This window comes from Zunongwangia profunda SM-A87 (genome assembly GCF_000023465.1).
GTDB classification, from domain to species: Bacteria; Bacteroidota; Bacteroidia; order Flavobacteriales; family Flavobacteriaceae; genus Zunongwangia; species Zunongwangia profunda.
The window spans coordinates 2551584-2570582 of sequence record NC_014041.1 but is presented as its reverse complement, the minus strand read 5'-3'; the positions used below and the strand labels follow the sequence as shown (position 1 = coordinate 2570582).

17 protein-coding genes and 1 pseudogene are annotated in these 18999 nt (G+C 36.1%); all 18 read right to left on the bottom strand.

All coding sequences use genetic code 11. The features are described 5' to 3' along the window. Window positions 1-73 precede the first annotated feature (73 nt). A complete protein-coding gene (locus ZPR_RS11385; protein WP_013071819.1) occupies window positions 74-487 on the bottom strand; it encodes a YeeE/YedE family protein in 414 nt (137 codons plus the stop codon). Between the two features lie 3 nt (window positions 488-490). Then, window positions 491-1051, bottom strand: coding sequence for a YeeE/YedE family protein (locus ZPR_RS11380; protein WP_041578869.1), 561 nt, complete (start codon window positions 1049-1051; stop codon window positions 491-493). A 59-nt stretch (window positions 1052-1110) separates the two neighbouring features. Further along, window positions 1111-2013 (bottom strand): D-isomer specific 2-hydroxyacid dehydrogenase family protein, encoded by a 903-nt coding sequence (locus ZPR_RS11375; RefSeq protein ID WP_013071817.1) that lies wholly within the window; start codon window positions 2011-2013, stop codon window positions 1111-1113. 125 nt (window positions 2014-2138) lie between these two features. Beyond that, complete coding sequence (locus tag ZPR_RS24045; RefSeq protein WP_394329744.1) at window positions 2139-2546, bottom strand: DUF4870 domain-containing protein; 408 nt, start codon at window positions 2544-2546, stop codon at window positions 2139-2141. Next, window positions 2547-2693: pseudogene (locus ZPR_RS24040) on the bottom strand (helix-turn-helix domain-containing protein); the annotation flags it as partial. A gap of 365 nt (window positions 2694-3058) precedes the next feature. Next, the gene (hisA, locus tag ZPR_RS11365; RefSeq protein ID WP_013071815.1) at window positions 3059-3790 is read right to left on the bottom strand and encodes a 1-(5-phosphoribosyl)-5-[(5-phosphoribosylamino)methylideneamino]imidazole-4-carboxamide isomerase; all 732 of its coding nucleotides are present in this window, start codon (window positions 3788-3790) and stop codon (window positions 3059-3061) included. Between the two features lie 364 nt (window positions 3791-4154). Next, window positions 4155-4748 carry an imidazole glycerol phosphate synthase subunit HisH gene (gene hisH, locus ZPR_RS11360; protein ID WP_013071813.1) on the bottom strand — a complete coding sequence of 198 codons (594 nt, stop codon included), beginning with the start codon at window positions 4746-4748 and terminating at the stop codon, window positions 4155-4157. An 88-nt stretch (window positions 4749-4836) separates the two neighbouring features. Then, window positions 4837-5976: a bifunctional histidinol-phosphatase/imidazoleglycerol-phosphate dehydratase HisB gene (gene hisB / locus ZPR_RS11355; protein WP_013071812.1), complete on the bottom strand. Its 1140-nt coding sequence runs from the start codon at window positions 5974-5976 to the stop codon at window positions 4837-4839. 5 nt (window positions 5977-5981) lie between these two features. Continuing rightward, entirely contained in the window at window positions 5982-7031 is a 1050-nt protein-coding gene (gene hisC, locus ZPR_RS11350) for a histidinol-phosphate transaminase (RefSeq protein WP_013071811.1), read from the bottom strand. A gap of 217 nt (window positions 7032-7248) precedes the next feature. After that, window positions 7249-8532 carry a histidinol dehydrogenase gene (gene hisD / locus ZPR_RS11345; protein WP_013071810.1) on the bottom strand — a complete coding sequence of 428 codons (1284 nt, stop codon included), beginning with the start codon at window positions 8530-8532 and terminating at the stop codon, window positions 7249-7251. A gap of 66 nt (window positions 8533-8598) precedes the next feature. Then, window positions 8599-9468: an IS3 family transposase gene (locus ZPR_RS11340; protein WP_013073789.1), complete on the bottom strand. Its 870-nt coding sequence runs from the start codon at window positions 9466-9468 to the stop codon at window positions 8599-8601. Window positions 9469-9479: 11 nt separating this feature from the next. After that, window positions 9480-9836, bottom strand: coding sequence for a transposase (locus ZPR_RS11335; RefSeq protein ID WP_013071808.1), 357 nt, complete (start codon window positions 9834-9836; stop codon window positions 9480-9482). A gap of 372 nt (window positions 9837-10208) precedes the next feature. Next, complete coding sequence (locus ZPR_RS11325; protein ID WP_013071806.1) at window positions 10209-10454, bottom strand: hypothetical protein; 246 nt, start codon at window positions 10452-10454, stop codon at window positions 10209-10211. Between the two features lie 578 nt (window positions 10455-11032). Beyond that, window positions 11033-11896: an ATP phosphoribosyltransferase gene (gene hisG / locus ZPR_RS11320; RefSeq protein ID WP_013071804.1), complete on the bottom strand. Its 864-nt coding sequence runs from the start codon at window positions 11894-11896 to the stop codon at window positions 11033-11035. A gap of 247 nt (window positions 11897-12143) precedes the next feature. Then, window positions 12144-12959 carry a prohibitin family protein gene (locus ZPR_RS11315; protein ID WP_013071803.1) on the bottom strand — a complete coding sequence of 272 codons (816 nt, stop codon included), beginning with the start codon at window positions 12957-12959 and terminating at the stop codon, window positions 12144-12146. 10 nt (window positions 12960-12969) lie between these two features. Next, entirely contained in the window at window positions 12970-15003 is a 2034-nt protein-coding gene (locus tag ZPR_RS11310; protein WP_013071802.1) for a hypothetical protein, read from the bottom strand. Between the two features lie 176 nt (window positions 15004-15179). Beyond that, window positions 15180-15926: a 3-oxoacyl-[acyl-carrier-protein] reductase gene (fabG, locus tag ZPR_RS11305; protein WP_013071801.1), complete on the bottom strand. Its 747-nt coding sequence runs from the start codon at window positions 15924-15926 to the stop codon at window positions 15180-15182. 108 nt (window positions 15927-16034) lie between these two features. Further along, window positions 16035-18998: a M16 family metallopeptidase gene (locus ZPR_RS11300; protein ID WP_049771441.1), complete on the bottom strand. Its 2964-nt coding sequence runs from the start codon at window positions 18996-18998 to the stop codon at window positions 16035-16037. Between the last annotated feature and the right edge of the window lies 1 nt (window position 18999).

The window sequence follows — 18999 nt, the reverse complement described above, 5'->3', positions numbered from 1 at the left end:
AAATTTCCACTAAATAAAAACAGCAATTAGCCGTAGGGAACTAATTGCTGTAAAACCACATTCATATTTAATCTTAATGCGGTAATTTATTGCGAAGTAATCCGTACAAAAATGTTCCCAGCATTGCACCAGCAAAAACCACCAATATTGGCCAGTACCCTGCTCCGGCTAACACATAAATTGGTCCTGGACATGCACCGGCTAATGCCCAACCAAGGCCAAAAATAATGCCACCAAACATATAGCGGCTAAAACTTTTATCTTTAGGAACAAAATTTATCGGTTGACCAAAAAAAGACTTTAAATTCTTTTTTTTGATAACCTGAACACCGATAACACCCAAGAATAACGCCGACCCTATAATCCCATACATATGGAATGACTGGAATTTAAACATCTCATAAATTCTGAACCAGGATGCAGCTTCAGATTTAAACATTACGATTCCAAAAACTATTCCTATCACTAAAAATCCTATCTGTCTCATCTTTTAAAATATTAATGGATATAAAAAGTGTATCATTACTAAACCACCAATAAAGAAACCGATCACGGCAATTAAAGACGGTATTTGCAAGTTACTTAATCCTGAAATGGCGTGTCCTGAAGTACAACCTCCGGCATATCTCGCTCCAAAACCAATTAAAACTCCACCAATTAAAAGCAATACTATTGTAAGCGGTTCTGAAAAAACAGAAGTCGAAAATAATTCGGTTGGTAGATAAGCATTTCCCGCACTTTCAAACCCAAGATTGTTTAAATCCTGAATAGTTTCTGAAGAAATCGCTACTGTTGTAGGAGCATCACTTAAATAAAAATGAGCGATAAAACCACCTATTACGGCCCCAAGTACTACTAATAAATTCCACTGTTGGGCTTTCCAATCAAAATCAAAAAAATCTGCCTTCCTATCGGCACCACACATACTGCACATGGTTCGAAGGTTGGAAGACATCCCAAACTGTCGCCCCATAAAAATGAGTAGAAACATGGTAAGTGCAATCAATGGCCCCGAAACATACCATGGCCAGGGTTCTAAAATCCAGTTCATATTCTTATTTTGTACAAATAAACCAGAAATTAAGAAAACTGCCTGTAACAATAGTTACATTATTTTTCCTGAAGATATTCTTTGAAGTTGTTCAGAACCTTTTTTGAAAGTCGCTGTTGAGTTTTCTCTGTCCAGCCTGCACTTTTCTTTCCGATAACCACATTTTTTCTTTCCTGCATTTCCTGTGGCACATCTTTTTTTGCATCCCCATCAAAAATTGCAAAATTTGATGTCGATTTTATCCAGTTTCGAAAAGCATCCAAGTCGAATGGAACTCCTAGAGAAGTATTAATCAAAATTTTACCTACACCAAATTTTTCAAAGTGTTCCTGTTGCAGAATCTCAAGGTTTTTAGGTAGATGAATAGAAATAACAGCTACTGTTTCCAGCAATTCGTTAAGCTTTAGATATTTCACGCCTTTTTTCTCGTAGTTGGGTTTTCTACTTTTACTATAATAATACAAATCGGCGCCAAAAGGCAGTAAACAATCCGCTAAAAGCTGCCCGGTAACTCCCAGACCAATAATACCAATTTTAAGATCGGTAAGTTCTTGAGGGATATCTTTCCATTGTTTTTCGGCATAGCCGTGAATAAGCATAATCAATTCTGAAATTACGAATTCTGCCACCCCGGGATCCCCGTAATCAAAAATTCCGGTTACAGTAATTCCATTTTCGCGAGCATAATCAACGGCTACATTTGCAGAAGCATCGTCAAACAAGCTACAACACATCCCGATATACTTAAGATTAGGACATTTTTGGATTATTTCTTTTGTAATTTGAGTTTTCCAGGAAACAAAAATTACCTCAGCATCACCAATTCGCTCAAGAATCTCTTCATCGGTTTCCGGGAAATCATCAGGATGAATTATTTCTTCTTCAGAATATTCCTGAAGCTCTGTAATAGCTTCTTTATTCATTTTAGTATAATCGACACAGGCTATTTTGTTGAATTTCATCTAATATTTTTTGGGAACATAAGAAAAAGTGGGAGATTTTTAGCAATAAGCAGTTAGCTTTTAGTAAAAAATAGAAAAGAAGTAATTTTAGAGTTCTTAGGTTTCACTTTTTTTAAAATGGTTAACTATCGTAGAAAAGGAATTCCTAAAAAATAAGCTACATTTTTTCCCGATTTTAACCTTACAGAATTCATAATTACCAAGAATAGATTAAGAAAATAAAGTATCAAAACGCTTATCCACAAAAATAAGGGGTTAATTAATAAAGAAGGAGAAATCACACTAGATTGATACACTCGATAAAAATTACCTCCGATATATCCAATTATAGAAAGGAATAAAAATAAGCTCCAGGTGATTTGAAAATTCAAAATTTCCCTGCTGTTCCTATCAATTCCATCAATTTTATTTTTCTGAGAAATCCACATCATCAGTGGAATTAAAATTCCAAGAAGAGGAAAAATTATAAAACTTAAAGCAGAGATATTTAGGAGTGCTAAATAGCTGTCATTTTTTTCAAGTTTCCAATCGATAAGTTCTTCAGAAGTAACTCCCAGTCCTTTTGCTATTCGCTGTAAGGTATCGCCTCGCGGCGTCGTTTCACCGTTTTCGATACGCTGGATTGTTCGCAGACTTAATCCTGAATCTTCGGCTAAAACTTCCTGTGAAAACCCTTTTCGGTTGCGTAACTCGGTTACTCATTCTGAGAGTTTGCTGTTTTTCATAATTACAAATTTAAATGTTTCAGCAAATCTATATTGAGTGGTTAAAAATGCTTGCGTCATGCATACGACATGTTTACGTCATATCTGTCAAAGCCACTAAAATTAGTAGTTTAGAAGTAATTATCATTGAAGAATTTACGGTTTACAAATCAAAAAATAAATTAAACCTCCATCCTGATTCTTAATTTCTACCTCTTATTTCCCGAGTTGATAATTCAAATTTAAGCATTCAGCATAATATACTTTGAATCATACTTCTTCGAACCTCTTCTTTCGTTTCTAATTTCTAACCACGAAACGGTCTAAATCCTAATTACTCATCACTGTCCATCATTCAAAATATAATTCTCTAATTGCTTTAAACTGATTCGCCCTTCATAAATGGCTTTACCAATTATAGTCCCTTCGCATCCTGATTCAGAAAGTTCTAGTAATTCATCGAATTTAGATATTCCCCCAGAAGCAATCAATTTAATTTCAGGGTTTTCAGCTAAGATACGATCATACAAATCGAAAGCTGGCCCCTGCAACATTCCGTCTTTAGAAATATCTGTGCAGATTACATACACCACACCTTCTTTTTTATACTCAGCTATAAATGGAATTAACTCCTTCTCTGATTCTTCCTGCCAGCCACTTACGGCAACCTTCTCGTTATTGGCATCGGCGCCCAAGATTATCTTTTCTGCACCAAATTTTTCCAGCCAGCTTTTAAAAGTTTCGGGGTCTTTTACCGCAATACTGCCCCCGGTAATTTGTTTTGCTCCGCATTCAAAAGCAATCTCCAAATCTTTATCGGTTTTTAGTCCGCCACCGAAATCGATTTTTAGATTAGTTTTAGAAGCAATAGTTTCTAAGATTTTATGATTTACGATATGCTTTGATTTTGCACCATCAAGATCTACCAGATGTAAGTATTCGATCCCGTGAACTTCAAATGATTTAGCTACTTCAAGCGGATTTTCATTGTATATTTTTTTGGTGTTATAATCACCTTTAGAAAGTCTTACACACTTTCCGTCTATTATGTCTATAGCTGGTATTAAACGCATTTATTTCAATTTACGGTTTAGGGTTTACAGTTTTTGCCTTTTTTTGAGCTTTTATAGCTAACAGCTTTTTTATTTGACATTCAGTTTCGCTTATTTCATCATTTGGAGCGAAGTACAACGAAGTCGAGAAATCTTTATTTATTCAAAATTAAGATTTTAGAATAATAACATATTGAATGCAATTTTAAAATTAAAAATAGTCCTACATTCTAAGTCATATTCACTTCTCGATAAAATTCTTCCTTACGTCAGAATCACTCGAAGTGACACTCATCGTCGCCTTAGCAAATCATGAAATTAACACATTTTCAATTCTCTATTCTCTATTTTCACTAGTCTAAATTCTAACAGCAACGATCTGTTTCTAACTTGGTAATTCTAACTTCAAAAAGTTTTCCAAAATCTTTTCCCCAGCCTTGCTACTTTTTTCCGGGTGAAATTGGACTCCATAAAAGTTATTCTTTTTAATAGCTGATGTATATTCTACTCCGTATTCCGTAGAACATATTGTTTCTTCGCATTCTTTTACGTAAAAACTATGTACCAGGTATACATATTCTTTTTCGTTCACGCCTTCAAACAAATCTGATTGCAAATCGTAAATCTGATTCCAGCCAATTTGTGGCACTTTCACCGAATTATCGAACCTAACCACTTTAGCATCAAAAATCGACAATCCTGTGGTGTCTCCTTCTTCACAGTACTCGCACATCAGTTGCATTCCAAGGCAAATTCCTAAAACCGGTTGTGTGAGCTTTGGAATCACTGTGTCGAGTCCGGTTGACTTTAGCATTTTCATGGCACTACTCGCCTCTCCCACTCCTGGAAAAATTACTTTATCGGCTGCTTTAATTTCCGCTGCATCATCAGTTAAAACGGCATCGTAACCTAAACGTTTAATGGCAAATTTGATACTTTGAATGTTTCCTGCGCCGTAATCTATAATTGCTATTTTCATCTTTTTAGTAATTGGTAATTAATAGTTAGTATTGAGTAAAGAATAATAAGTTTAGTACTAACAACTCTATACTCAATTCTCAATACTATTAAAGAATTCCTTTAGTTGACGGTAAAATCATTTTCTCGGTATCTCTTTTTACAGCCATTTTTATCGCTTTAGCAAAGGCTTTAAAGATTGCTTCGATTTTATGATGCTCGTTAGTGCCTTCCGCTCTTACGTTCAGATTAGCTTTTGCACCATCTGTAAAAGACTTGAAGAAATGATAAAACATTTCTGTTGGCATTTTTCCAACCATTTCACGCTTAAAATCGGCTTCCCAAACTAACCAGTTTCGGCCACCAAAATCGATCGCTACCTGAGCCAGGCAATCGTCCATTGGCAGGCAAAAACCATATCTTTCAATTCCTAACTTATTACCTAAAGCTTTTGCGTAGACTTCGCCTAAAGCAATGGCCGTATCTTCTATGGTATGATGTTCGTCTACCTCAAGATCCCCATCTACGTTTACTTCAAGATCCATTTGTCCGTGACGCGCGATCTGATCTAACATATGATCGAAAAATGCAATACCGGTAGAAATTTCAGCTTTTCCAGTTCCGTCAAGATTTAGTTTAATCTTAATATCAGTTTCGTTGGTTTTTCTTGCAATCTCAGCGGTACGATCTTTTAGTTTTAAAAACTCATAAATATCTTTCCAGCTCGATGTTTTAAGTGCAATAGTTTCTTTCAGTTTGGAAATATCATTTTTTAATTCGTCAGTCGCTAAATCTTCATGGGTATCGATAAAAATCCCTTTTCCGCCAAAATTATAGGCAAATTCGATATCTGTCATCCGATCCCCAATCATAATCGAACCGGCCATATCATAAGCTGGAGAATTCAGGTATTTTCTTTCCAAAAGTCCTGTGTTTGGCTTTCGTGTAGGATGATTATCTTTAGCAAAAGTTCGATCGATCAAGATATCGCTAAATTTTACGCCTTCATTTTCAAAAGTTTTCACCACAAAGTTCTGGATGGGCCAAAATTCATCTTCAGGATAAACTTCAGTTCCCAAACCATCCTGATTGGTCACCATTACCAATTCGTAATCCAATTCTTTGGCGATCTTCGATAGATAGAACAAAGCTTCAGGGTAAAATTCCAGTTTTTCTAATTTATCTACCTGATAATCCTCAGGCTCCAGGATAATCGTTCCATCACGATCTATAAATAAAACTTTTTGCATTTTAGTTAGGTTAAGCTTTTTAAAGCAGCAATTAATTTTTCATTTTCTTGAGTGGTCCCTACGGTGAAGCGCAGGGTATTTTCGCAAAGCGGCTGTGTGCTTCTATTTCTAATGACAATTCCTTTTTCGATTAATTGATTGTATCTGGCCGTAGCATCATCCACTTGCAATAATATAAAATTAGCATCTGAAGGGTAAATTTTCTCAACATAAGAAACTTCCATCAACACTTTAAACAATTGATCTCTGCCTTTTAGAATATCAGCAACTTCAGCCTTTACATTTTCAACATCCAGAATTCGGTTTAAAGCCCGTTGTTGCGTTAATTGATTGACATTGTAAGGGGGTTTGATTTTCTTTAAAATATCGATAATATCCCTGGAAGCACAACAAATTCCCAAACGGATTCCGGCCATGCCGTAGGCTTTAGAAAGTGTTTGTGTAATGACCAAATTTGGATATTGTTGAAGCCTACTTAACCAGCTTTCTTTTCCTGAAAAATCAATATAAGCCTCGTCGATAATTACCAATCCATTAAATTCTTGAAGCAATTCTTCTACTTTTTCTTCTGAAAAAGTATTTCCAGTAGGATTGTTTGGTGAACAAAGAAAAAGCAATTTAGAATGAGCATCTGCGTTATCCAATATCGAAGAAACCTGTGGTTCGAAATCCTTAGAAAGGAGTACTTCCCTATTCTCGATATTATTGATTTCTGAAAGTACTTTATACATTCCATAAGTTGGAGGAAGGGTAATCACGTTATCTTTCCCGGGCTCACAAAACGCCCTAAACAATAAATCCAAAACCTCATCACTGCCATTTCCTAAAAGAATTTCTTCCGGTCTAATGCCTTTAATTTTTGCGAGTTCATCCTTTACGTTACGTTGATGCGGATCGGGATAGCGATTTACATCGGTTTGATAAGGATTTTCATTCGCATCCAGAAAAACCATATCGGTTCCCATCGATTTGTATTCATCGCGAGCTGAAGAATAAGGTTTTAATTTCTTTACGTTCTCACGAACAAGGGTCTGTATGTTTGTCTTGGTGGGCATTTTGTTCTTTTAGCTTTCAGCTGTCAGTCTTATGGCTACAGCTATTTTTTTATTTTTTTGTCATTTAGAGCGTCCCGATTGCTATAGCGAGAAATGAAATCAAGAATTCTTAATCCGCATCATTCAAAATTCAACATTTAGCATTCAAAATAAATTCTGATTCTTGTTTCTTTATTCTATATTCTAACAGCGTAGCGATCTCTAATCCAATTACAGATTAATTCAAATCTTTCAATCGCAGGGTCACTGCATTTTTATGCGCTTGTAAGCCTTCTGCTTCAGCCATCAATTCGATAGCAGGGCCTATACTTTTTATTCCTTCTTCTGAAATTTGCTGAAACGTCATACTCTTCATAAAACTATCCAGATTTACACCACTATATTGTTTGGCATAACCATTAGTCGGTAACGTATGATTAGTTCCTGAAGCGTAATCTCCGGCACTTTCAGGTGTATAATTACCAATGAATACCGAACCTGCATTGATAATACCTTCCGTATAAAAATCGTTATTTTCCGTAGAAATGATAAAATGCTCCGGGCCGTATTCATTGATTAAATCCAGGGCGATCTCATCGTTCTCTACATAGATCAATTTCGAATTTTCGATTGCCTTTTCTGCAATGGCTTTTCTTGGCAATGCTGACAACTGATTTTCTACTTCTACTTCTACTGCATCCAAGAATGTTTTTGAAGTAGATACTAAAATTACCTGACTATCGGCACCATGTTCAGCCTGACTCAGTAAATCTGATGCTACATAAGCCGGATTAGCCGAATCGTCTGCCACTACCAGTAATTCTGAAGGACCCGCTGGCATATCGATAGAGACATTATGACGAGTAGCTAACTGCTTGGCTACGGTTACAAATTGATTTCCGGGGCCAAAAATTTTATATACCTTGGGGACTGTCTCGGTTCCGAAAGTTAATGCAGCAATCGCCTGAATCCCTCCAATCTTATTGATTTTAGTGACTCCGCATAAATTAGCCGTGTATAAAATTGCAGGATGAACTTTCCCTTCTTTGTTAGGAGGCGTACAAAGCACGATTTCTTTACAACCTGCAATTGCCGCTGGTACTGCTAACATTAAGATTGTCGAAAATAAGGGTGCGCTTCCTCCGGGAATATATAATCCGATTTTCTGAATGGGTCTCTTTTCCTGCCAGCATTTTACACCGCTTGTTGTTTCTATTTCAACTTTCGTTGTTTTTTGAGCAGCATGGAATTTTTCAATATTCTTTTTAGCTAAAAGAATGGCTGATTTTAATTCTTCTGATATTTCAGCCTCAGCAGTTGCAATTTCTTCTGATGTTACTAAAGTATTTTCAAGCTTAATACCATCAAACATATCGGTATATTTTGCCACCGCGGTGTCTCCTTTGGCTTTTACTTCGGCAAAAATTTGGTTTACCGTATCTTCAATATCATCTACGGTTTTGGTTGGCCGTTTTAAAACAACCTCCCATTCTGATTGTGAAGGATTATATATTTTGTTCATAATTTATTGTTCACAGTTTACGGTTTACAATTTGACCTTGCCTGAATAAGGTTGCCTTTTTTCAAGTTAATAATTTATTTTAAATACTGGTCTTTGTTCAGTAGCTAAGCGCTGAACAAAGTTTAAAAATTCTTGTGGTTTCCTATTTTTCAGTGAACCATGTGGCCGCTCAAAATTATATAAATAAATGGCCTCTTCTACCAACTTTTGAGCTTGTTTAAGTGATATATTCATATTTTCGAAATTGATATACTCATTCTTAAGTATCCCATTTATAGACTCTGCATGGGCATTCTCCCAGGCTTTCCCTCCCATGCTAGGGGTGGTTGAATAGTGCTTATGGAGTTGTTCCATTTTGTCTGAACCATACTGGCTGCCCCTGTCTGAATGAAAAATAAGTTTTTTGCGTTCTTGATTGTCTAGACCTGCTACAGCCATCTTAAAGGCTGGAACAACGGTGTCCTCTGTGGTCATGTTGGCCGATAAGCTCCATCCTGTAATCATTCGGCTATAAACATCTAGCACCAGGGTAAGATAGTAATGGCATCCTATATAAACCGATATATAAGTTATGTCACTCACCAAGAGCCTGTTTTCTTTCTTTATTGTAGTGCCACTTATCAGGTTTGGATACCACCGCTTACCTGCATAGGTCGTACGGTGATGGCTTTTTATACGTGCTACCCTAAATCCATTGGCGAGAAGGATTGCTTCAAACCTATCCCTGCCTATCCTCTCGGGCTTGATCTGATCATAAAGCTTGCGACACCCCATATTCCTATGTTTCTTACGGATTTCTTGAGCAGATGCAATTACTTCCTGAGCAATCCCTGACAAGTGAGCCTGTTGTTTAACCCGCTTATAGTGAGCCTGCTTGGTTATCCCTAGCATGTTATATAATGCTGTCATGGAACCATTGAAACTTGACTTGTTCATTCGGAAATATTCTAGGACAGCCGTTTGTTCTTTTTTTCGATATCCTCCCCAGAACGTTCCGAAGCATATTCAACGACCTTCTCCAGGTAATCAATTCGCATCTGTTTCTGACCAAGGGCTTGCTCAAGTTTCTTGATCTGATCTTGCAGTTCTTTGTTCTTTTTGCTCATACTTTTTTGTTCCACTATAACCCTGGTTTCGCTGCGGTAAAGATCGGAATATTTTGTGAGCCATTTGTAAACGGCGGTACGACTCACTCCGTAAACATTGGTGACATCCAAAACCCGGAGGTCACCCTGTTCGATTTTTTTCAGTAAATCAAGTTTTAGGTCAACACTAAAAACCCGGCGTTGTTTACCTTTTTCCATTGTTTAAAAGTTTAAGAAAAAGGGCGAATTATTTCAGTCTTAGTCAATTTTTCACTTTTAGCTTTCAGGTGTAAGCGTTATTGATTCAATTTCAATTTTTGAATTTCTAAAAAAACGATAGTTGCCTGAGGTATTCTCGCAGTACACTTGGGCCTATCCTCTCGGGCTTGATCTGATCATAAAGCTTGCGACACCCCATATTCCTATGTTTCTTACGGATTTCTTGAGCAGATGCAATTACTTCCTGAGCAATCCCTGACAAGTGAGCCTGTTGTTTAACCCGCTTATAGTGAGCCTGCTTGGTTATCCCTAGCATGTTATATAATGCTGTCATGGAACCATTAAAACTTGACTTGTTCATTCGGAAATATTCTAGGACAGCCGTTTGTTCTTTTTTTCGATATCCTCCCCAGAACGTTCCGAAGCAAATTCAACGACCTTCTCCAGGTAATCAATTCGCATCTGTTTTTGACCAAGGGCTTGCTCAAGTTTCTTGATCTGATATTGCAGTTCTTTGTTCTTTTTGCTCATACTTTTTTGTTCCACTATAACCCTGGTTTCGCTGCGGTAAAGATCGGAATATTTTATGAGCCATTTGTAAACGGCGGTACGACTCACTCAGTAAACATTGGTGACATCCAAAACCCGGAGGTCACCCTGTTCGATTTTTTTCACTAAATCAAGTTTTAGGTCAACACTAAAAACCCGGCGTTGTTTACCTTTTTCCATTGTTTAAAAGTTTAAGAAAAAGGGCAAATTATTTCAGTCTTAGTCAATTTTTCACTTTTAGCTTTCAGCTGTAAGCTTTATTGATTCAATTTCAATTTTTGAATTTCTAAAAAAACGATCTAAATTCTGACTTAAATATACTTCTCGATACAATTCTGCCTATCGTCAGCATCACTCGAAGTGACAGCCATTATCAATTTATAAATCAATACTTTCAAATTCTGCACTACGCTTTAATTTGTAATTTCGAGCCTAGAAAAACGAAGTCGAAAAATCTGATCATAAATCATTCTCCATATCTCTTTTCTATTTTATCTCTTCTTATTTCTAACTTCCTCTGGCTTCGATAAGATTACTCCTTCCTCGCAATCACTCAGCCGCCGGGGCATCTAAGCTTTCATTTAAAATTCAAAATCAGTAATGAAAATTAATTTTCAAATTGCCACATTAACACATCATCAAATTAATTACAGCACCATTTTTTCAATAGGTACTACAAGTAAACCTTCTGCTCCTTGTTGTTTTAGTTCGTCGATCACTTCCCAAAAGCGCTCTTCATTAATCACCGTATGAATAGAACTCCATCCTTCTTCTGCTAACGGTAATACGGTAGGAGAACGCATACCCGGTAACAATCTTATAATATCATCCAGCTTGTCATTGGGTGCATTTAGTAATATATATTTTGATGTTCTCGCATTTAAAACCGATTTAATCCTGAATTGCAACTGATCCAAGATCTGCTGACGCTCTTCAGATATCTTTGGTGAAATAGCCAATATTGCCTCGCTCTTCAGCATTACTTCAGCTTCTTTCAAATTGTTTTTAAACAAGGTACTTCCACTCGAAACGATATCACAAATGGCATCAGCTAAACCTATATTAGGAGCGATTTCAACAGAACCGTTAATAATATGCAGATCTGCCGTGATTCCTTTTTTCGTTAAATATTCTTTTACGGTATTTGGGTAACTGGTAGCGATTTTCTTTCCTTCCAGATCCTGGATTCCATTATATTTCATCGATTTTGGAACCGCAAGGGAAACACGGCATTTTGAGAAGCCAAGTTTCTCCCCGCGAATAATATCTTTCCCTTTTTCTACCAAAACATTCTCCCCTAGTATAGCAACATCTACCACCCCGTCTCTTAAATACTGGGGGATATCACCATTCCTTAGGTATAATACATCTACAGGAAAATTGCGGGCCGAAGCTTTTAACTGCTCCTTCCCGTTATCTATTGAAACCCCCGCATCTTTTAAGATCTTTAGCGAATCTTCATTTAGACGACCAGATTTCTGAATTGCGATTCTTAATTTTTCTTTTTTCATCAAAAAAGCATTTTATTTTAGTGCTTAGTTATTTAAGTTTTAAAATTTGAACAAATAAAAAACCCGTTTGATTAGCTCAAACGGGTTTCTAAATATGCTTAACATTACCACATATCAAATTTACCTCGCCTGAGCGCAGTAGTAAATATGATGATGGTGATGTAATTGTATCGTTCTCATTATAACAGCAAATCTAAGTATTAATTTTAAAATTCAAAATCAGAATTTAAAATTTCTAATATAAATTTTAGTTATTTCCTAAAATTAATGGTAATCCATTCTCACCCGAGCCAATAATTACGGTTTTAGCATTACCAGATTTTGCCAGTTCTAAAGTGGCCTGTATCCCTTTTTCCTGTAAAACTTTATCGGTTAAAGATTCACTCAAAATTCGGTTTGCTCGTGCTTTACCTTCCGCATCGATTCGCTGACGTTCTGCTTCCTGTTCGGCTTTGGTTAATCTGTATTCATATTCTAAAGACTCCTGTTCCTGTCTTAATTTACGCTCTATGGCATCTTTAATGGTTGATGGCAACGATACATCTCTTACTAAAACTTCGTTTACCTGAACGTATTGTTCTCTTAAAAGAATCTGTGTTTCTTCTAAAATTTCTTCCTGAATGGCTTCACGCTTGCTGGAATATAATTGTTCAGGATTATATCTACCTACTACCGCACGCGTAGCCGAGCGTAAGGCAGGCTTTAGCAAACGTTCAATATAAGCTTCACTTTTCTCTTTATGCAATTTTCCTAAATCTTGATAAGACGGCTGAAACCAAACAGAAGCATCTAGTTTAATCTCTAATCCATTTGAAGATAACACCGTCATCTTTTCGTCTAAGGACTGTTGTCGTACTTCATATACAAAAACTCTGTTCCAGGGCGCTACTAAATGAAAACCTTCACTTAAAGGTGGTTCATCGGTAACCACCCCGTTTCCAAAAGTCTTATACAGCACACCCGCTTCACCAGAACCGATTGTAATTGTAGATTTCGAAACAAAAATTATTAAAACAACCAATCCTATAAAAATTGGTATTGCAATCTTGGGTAATCTATCCATAAATAATCTATTAAATTAAACCTTTATATTTTCTGTAAAACCATTCTCCTGTCAATAATCCGATCAATACAAATAATAAAACATACCAATCAATGATGGGGCGAAACTTCGTACTTTCTTCTATGATGATAGAAAAACGACTATCCTTTAAAAGTTGTTTTTTTAAATCCTGAAGCTGATTGGGGAAATAAACCTGACTATCATTTTTAAGGGCCAGACTATTTAATTTTGAAAAATTTGCTGAAGAAAATTGCTCTTCTACATTGAACGAAATTACGGAAAATTTACCTGACTTTTTTATTTCTGAATCATCTTCAGTCACGGTAAAATTATAATCCCCCGGTTGAAGCGTATTAAAACTAACTTCATAAAAATTATTCCGTAATAAAAACCTTGAATTTAAATCTGTATTTCGATGATCATTTTCCAGTTCAATTTGAAGATTTGCATTAGGATCAAACTGGTAATTTTCATCAAAAAATTGCGCATTAAATTTTACAATTTCGTTGGAATAATAGAAAGATTTATAGTCGATCGTTAAGCGCTCTTTTTTCTTTTTAGAAGATAGGTTTTGTACAAGAGCACCTATAAAATTATCGAACTTTTCAAAACTTTGATGATCTATAAAAACTTTAGTTCGCCAACGCCAAATGTTTTCTCCAAATAAATACACTGAACTTCTATCGTTATTTTTTACCATCATCAACAAAGGTTCTTCGATATTAACCCCTTCGATTTTTTGGTAAAGTAGTGCATCAAAATCAGTATTGATTTTTAAATCCCCAAACGTAGCCTGAAGTGGAGGAAAATCTGAAAATCCTATATCTTCAAACTGAAATTGGTTAAAACTGGGATTTATCGCTGCATAAAAATCCTGCTTCTCATTACTGGTGTTTTTTGATAAATACGGGATCGATTTATGAATAGCGTTCCAATTGGTTTGGGTTCCGGTAATGACTACATAATTTAAATTGACGGCATTAATGGCTTCAAACCATTCGTTAAAGTTATTGTTTGGCTGATAAAATATAACTAACTGATATTCATTAAAATTAATATTATTTTCGTTAGCATATTTTATAGTTGCTTTTCGCTGCTTATTGGCTTCTATGGATTTTTTAAGCATCCCTAAATCTGGATGTGCTATACTGCTTAAAATTAAAACCGAAGTGCGCTCATCAATCACATCTACTGCAAAATCATTTTTGTTATTGATTGTATTTTTTTCGTCTTCCATCGGTAGGATTGCTGCGGAATAAGTTTGGGGTCCTAACTGAACCGCTTGCAAATTTGCCTCTAATCTTACCGACCTATTTTCTGCGGAAAAATTGAGCTCTTTAGAAAAAACGGTGTTTCCGCCTTTTGAAATTAAAAACCTTGACGCGACATTTTTTGACCCTGAATAATTTATAAAAATCTCAACCGGAAATTTATTATCCAGAAAAGCATAACGGTTTACATTCAATTTAGCGATACTTAGATCTGGAAATTTTGTAGTATCTCCAATGATAATTGGAAAGATTTTTTGGTTTTTGGAAGCATTAAAATATTGAAAATCCCTACCTAAAGTCTGGTTGCCATCAGTTATTAAAATGGTCGCATTTTGATTCTTTTTAAAACTTGATTTAATATCATCTAAAACTTTAAAAATATCGGTTTGTTTTGCGCCGAAATTGGCCGAATCTTCTGTCGAAATTTCACTACCAAAATAAATATTTTGGACATTAAAGCGTTCATTAATCTCTTCATCTTTATTAAAAAACGAAGCTATTTCTTTTAAATTATTTTCCTGATGAAGATGCGCAATAGATTCAGTATTATCTAAAGCGAGGACTAAATCTGGCTTCTCCCTTTCAATTACAACCGATTTAATCTTTGGATTGATTAATAAAAAAAGTAGTGTAAAAACGCTTAAAGCTCTTAAAATAAAAAGAATTAATCGCTGATTACCACTTCGCTTGGATTTTACATAATATTGAAAATAAGAAAACCCCAGCGCAACGCATGCAGCCAGGGTTATATATATTATGTTGAGTATCTCCATTTATCGGTTTTGGGTTGTAATTTAAGAGAATATTAAGGCTTTACCAACCTAAAACCCAAAAACAGAAATAAATAATTTTAGCGATCAATAATCGCAAAAAAAGCCAGCGCCCTATAGATACGAAACCTATTAAAATTTCAGGTAGATCCTATGGAAAATTAACACTGCGATAGAAATTAAGTTAGCATTCCACCATCTACGTTAAGTACCTGCCCGGTAACATAAGCACTTAGATCGCTACCTAAATATACACAGGCATTGGCAATATCTTCAGGTGTGCCGCCACGTTTTAGCGGAATATTATCTCGCCATCCCTGTACCACTTTTTCGTCTAACTTCTCGGTCATTTCAGTTTCGATAAAACCAGGAGCTATTACATTGGTACGTATATTACGTGAACCTAGCTCTAAAGCCATAGACTTACTAAAACCTATGATCCCGGCTTTAGAGGCGGCATAATTTGCCTGACCGGCATTTCCTTTTACTCCAACAACAGAGCTCATATTAATAATGCTTCCTTTACGTTGTTTAAGCATGGTACGCTGTACCGCTTTGGTCATATTAAAAATCGATTTAAGGTTTACTTCGATCACGCGATCAAAATCCTCCTCACTCATACGCATTAGCAGGTTATCTTTTGTGATACCGGCATTGTTGACAAGAATATCGATAGCTCCAAAGTCTTCTGCTACATTTTTAATTAGTTCCTGCGCCTGTTCAAAATCAGCAGCATTCGATTTGTAACCTTTTGCTTTTACTCCACTTTCAGAAAGCTCTTGTTCCAGTTCTTTAGCTGCTTCTTCAGAGGAATTATACGTAAATGCCACATTTGCACCATGGGCTGCAAACACTTTTGCTATACCTCTACCAATACCACGGCTTCCACCGGTTACGATAGCATTTTTACCTTCTAATAATTTCATATATTATAGTAAGTTAGATTTATCTTCGCCAAATATAAGAATATGCATTGTTTAGGTATAAAAAAACCTCCTTTTTCAAGGAGGTCTTTGTTTTTTATTGACGCTGAATTACATTTTTAAGTCTTTCTCTTCCTTTTTCTCGTAATTGAACAGGTAATCGATATCGAGTTCTTGTACATCACCTAATTTATTTAGTGCTTGCATGTCTACATCTTTTTTATTTCCTATCACCAAAACATTGTAATCCTGTCCTTTAATATTGTTATCAAAAAATGTTTGTAAATCTTCGAAGCTCATCCCTTGAATTGCTTCGTACATTTCTTTGCGCATGTCGTGATCTAAACCACGGTCTTTTAATCGCTCGTAGCTCCAAAAGATATTGGTTTTGGTGATACGATCTGCCGCGATTTTCTTTAATGTAGCTTCTTTAGCCGCTTCAAACTGCTCTTTCGCTTCTGGCATATTAGTCATTAATTCCATCATCGCATCCACCGCCTGTGGCATTTTATTGGCCTGAGTACCAATATAGGCCATCGTATAATTTGGTTTATCAACTTCTGCAGCCATTTGATAACTCGAGAATGCAGAGTAGGCTAACGACTTGGATTCCCTTATTTCCTGAAATACAATAGACGATAACCCACTACCAAAATAGGTATTGAATAATTGAGTGGCTGCCATTTCTTCGGCATCAAAATCATCTCCTTTTGCAAGGAAAATCATTTCGCTTTGTACCATATCGTAATCTACAAAGTACACATTACCACCGGTCTCCTTTTCGTTATATTTACGTGCCTCTGGATACTCATTAAGTTCTGATGCTACATCGTGTTTTTCGCTCACTGCGGTTACCGCTGCTTCAGGATCTTTTCCATAATAAAGAATTCGTTGTTTGTAATTACGCAGATCTTTTACTTTATCTACCAGCTCTGCCGGATCCAAAGCGTTTAATTCGGCTTCGGTATAAATATTACGAAGACGGGAATCTTCGCCGTATTTTCCATAATTCATTAAACCATTAAACAAAATATTTCCCTTTTGGGTTTTGGCATCATCACGACCTTTCATAATAGAAGCCACATATTTCTCATAAGTTTCCTGATCTGGTTTTGCATTTTTCCAAAGATGCTCAAGTAATTCTAATCCTTTAGGTAAATTTTCTTTTAAGCCGCTAATACCAACATAAATCTGGTCGGAACCGGCGCTTACAAAATAACTAATACCAAGTTTGTAAAATTCCTGCTTTAATTCCTCAGGAGTGTATTTATCGGTACCTAAATAATCAAGGTATCCCGTAGCTAAAGAGATTTCTTTATCATTATCCTGCCCCATATCAAAAATAAAATACAGGTTAAAAAGATCGTTATTTTCATTTAGGATATAAGAAACCGGTAATCCATTTTCAGTTTTGGATTCTTTGATCGCCTCCTCGTAGTCTACATATTGCGGAGTTAATACCGGAGCCTCAGATTTGTTGAATTCAATTAGAAAATCTGATTGCTTGTCACGATTTAACTGAACCGGAGTAATTCCGGGATTTTCTACTTTGGCGATATTAGGGTCTTCCCCTATTCGTTTATAAACCGTAACATAATTATCTTTATAATGCTCATTAGCGTAATTCACAAGTTCTTCTTTGGTAATCGATTTTAAATCGTTTGTAAAATCAACTACATCCTGCCAGTCCTGGAAATGAATAAAGGCATCCATGTGGGCATAAGCTACCGAAGATGCATCTTCATACTGCCGAATTTCAGATAGTTTTAAATCATTTATCACCGCATCGATTAACCAATCATCAAATTCTCCTTTCTTGATCTTCTCAACTTCCGCGAGTAATAAATCTTTCACTTCTTCCAAAGTTTGATCGGCTTTTGGCATCCCGTATAACAAATGGAAACCATAGTCATTATCAAAATTGGTATATGAAGAGGCCTGTTGTACCTTTTGTTTTTGGTTAAGGTCCAAATCTATTAAACCGGCCTGAGAATTTGCCAAAATATAATCGATTAAGTAAACGATCTTTTGATCTTTACTGCCAACACCATCGGTACGAAAAGCTACATAAACAGATTCTGAAGTTGGTCCAAATACTTCTTTCTCGATAGGCGCTGTGATAGGTTGTTCCTCTGGAAAGGTAGGGTGAGTTACTTCTTTAGATTCGTAGCCTCCAAAAGCTTCATTTACTTTTTGAATGGTACTATCAAATTCTAAATCGCCTGAAAGAATTACGGCCATATTATTTGGCACGTAATATTGATCATAATAATTATGAATCGCTTGCATTGAAGGATTCTTTAAATGCTCTGATTTTCCTATCGTAGATTGTGTACCATAAGGATGGGTAGGATAAAGACCTTCTAAAACGGCATAATACTGCTTTCTGGAATCACTGTCCTGTCCACGGTTAAACTCTTCGTAAACGGCTTCTAACTCGGTATGAAACAAACGTAAAACGAGTTCGTTAAACCTTTCGCTCTCTACCATTAACCACTTATCCAACTCGTTAGAAGGAATTTTATTTACATAAACCGTTTGTTCGTTAGAGGTAAAAGCGTTGGTACCCTCAGCTCCCAAAGAACTTACCATTTTATCATATTCGTTAGCTATGGAATACTTGGAAGCTTCCTGTGATACCAAATCGATCTGGCGATAGATTTCTTTTTTCTCGTCAGGATCGGTCGTAGCTTTATGCTTTTCGTAAAGATCAGAAATCGAATCTAGAAGTACTTTTTCAGTCGCCCAATCCTGCGTTCCTATTTTACTGGTTCCTTTAAATACCATATGCTCCAGATAATGGGCTAAACCGGTATTATCTGCAGGATCATAAGTAGACCCGGCACGTACGGCAATTAAAGTTTGAATCTTAGGTTCTTCATTATTTTGACTTAAATAAACCTTTAAACCGTTGTCTAAGGTATACAGACGCAAACCGGTAGGATCGTCTTCAAAAGTTTCATAAGAAAAGCCGTTGGCGTCAGTCTGAATGTTCGATTTTTCTTCCTTTTCTTTTTTGCAGGATGAAAAAGCAAGAAAAAGCATTGCCATTAGAGGCATATAATATTTCCTCATA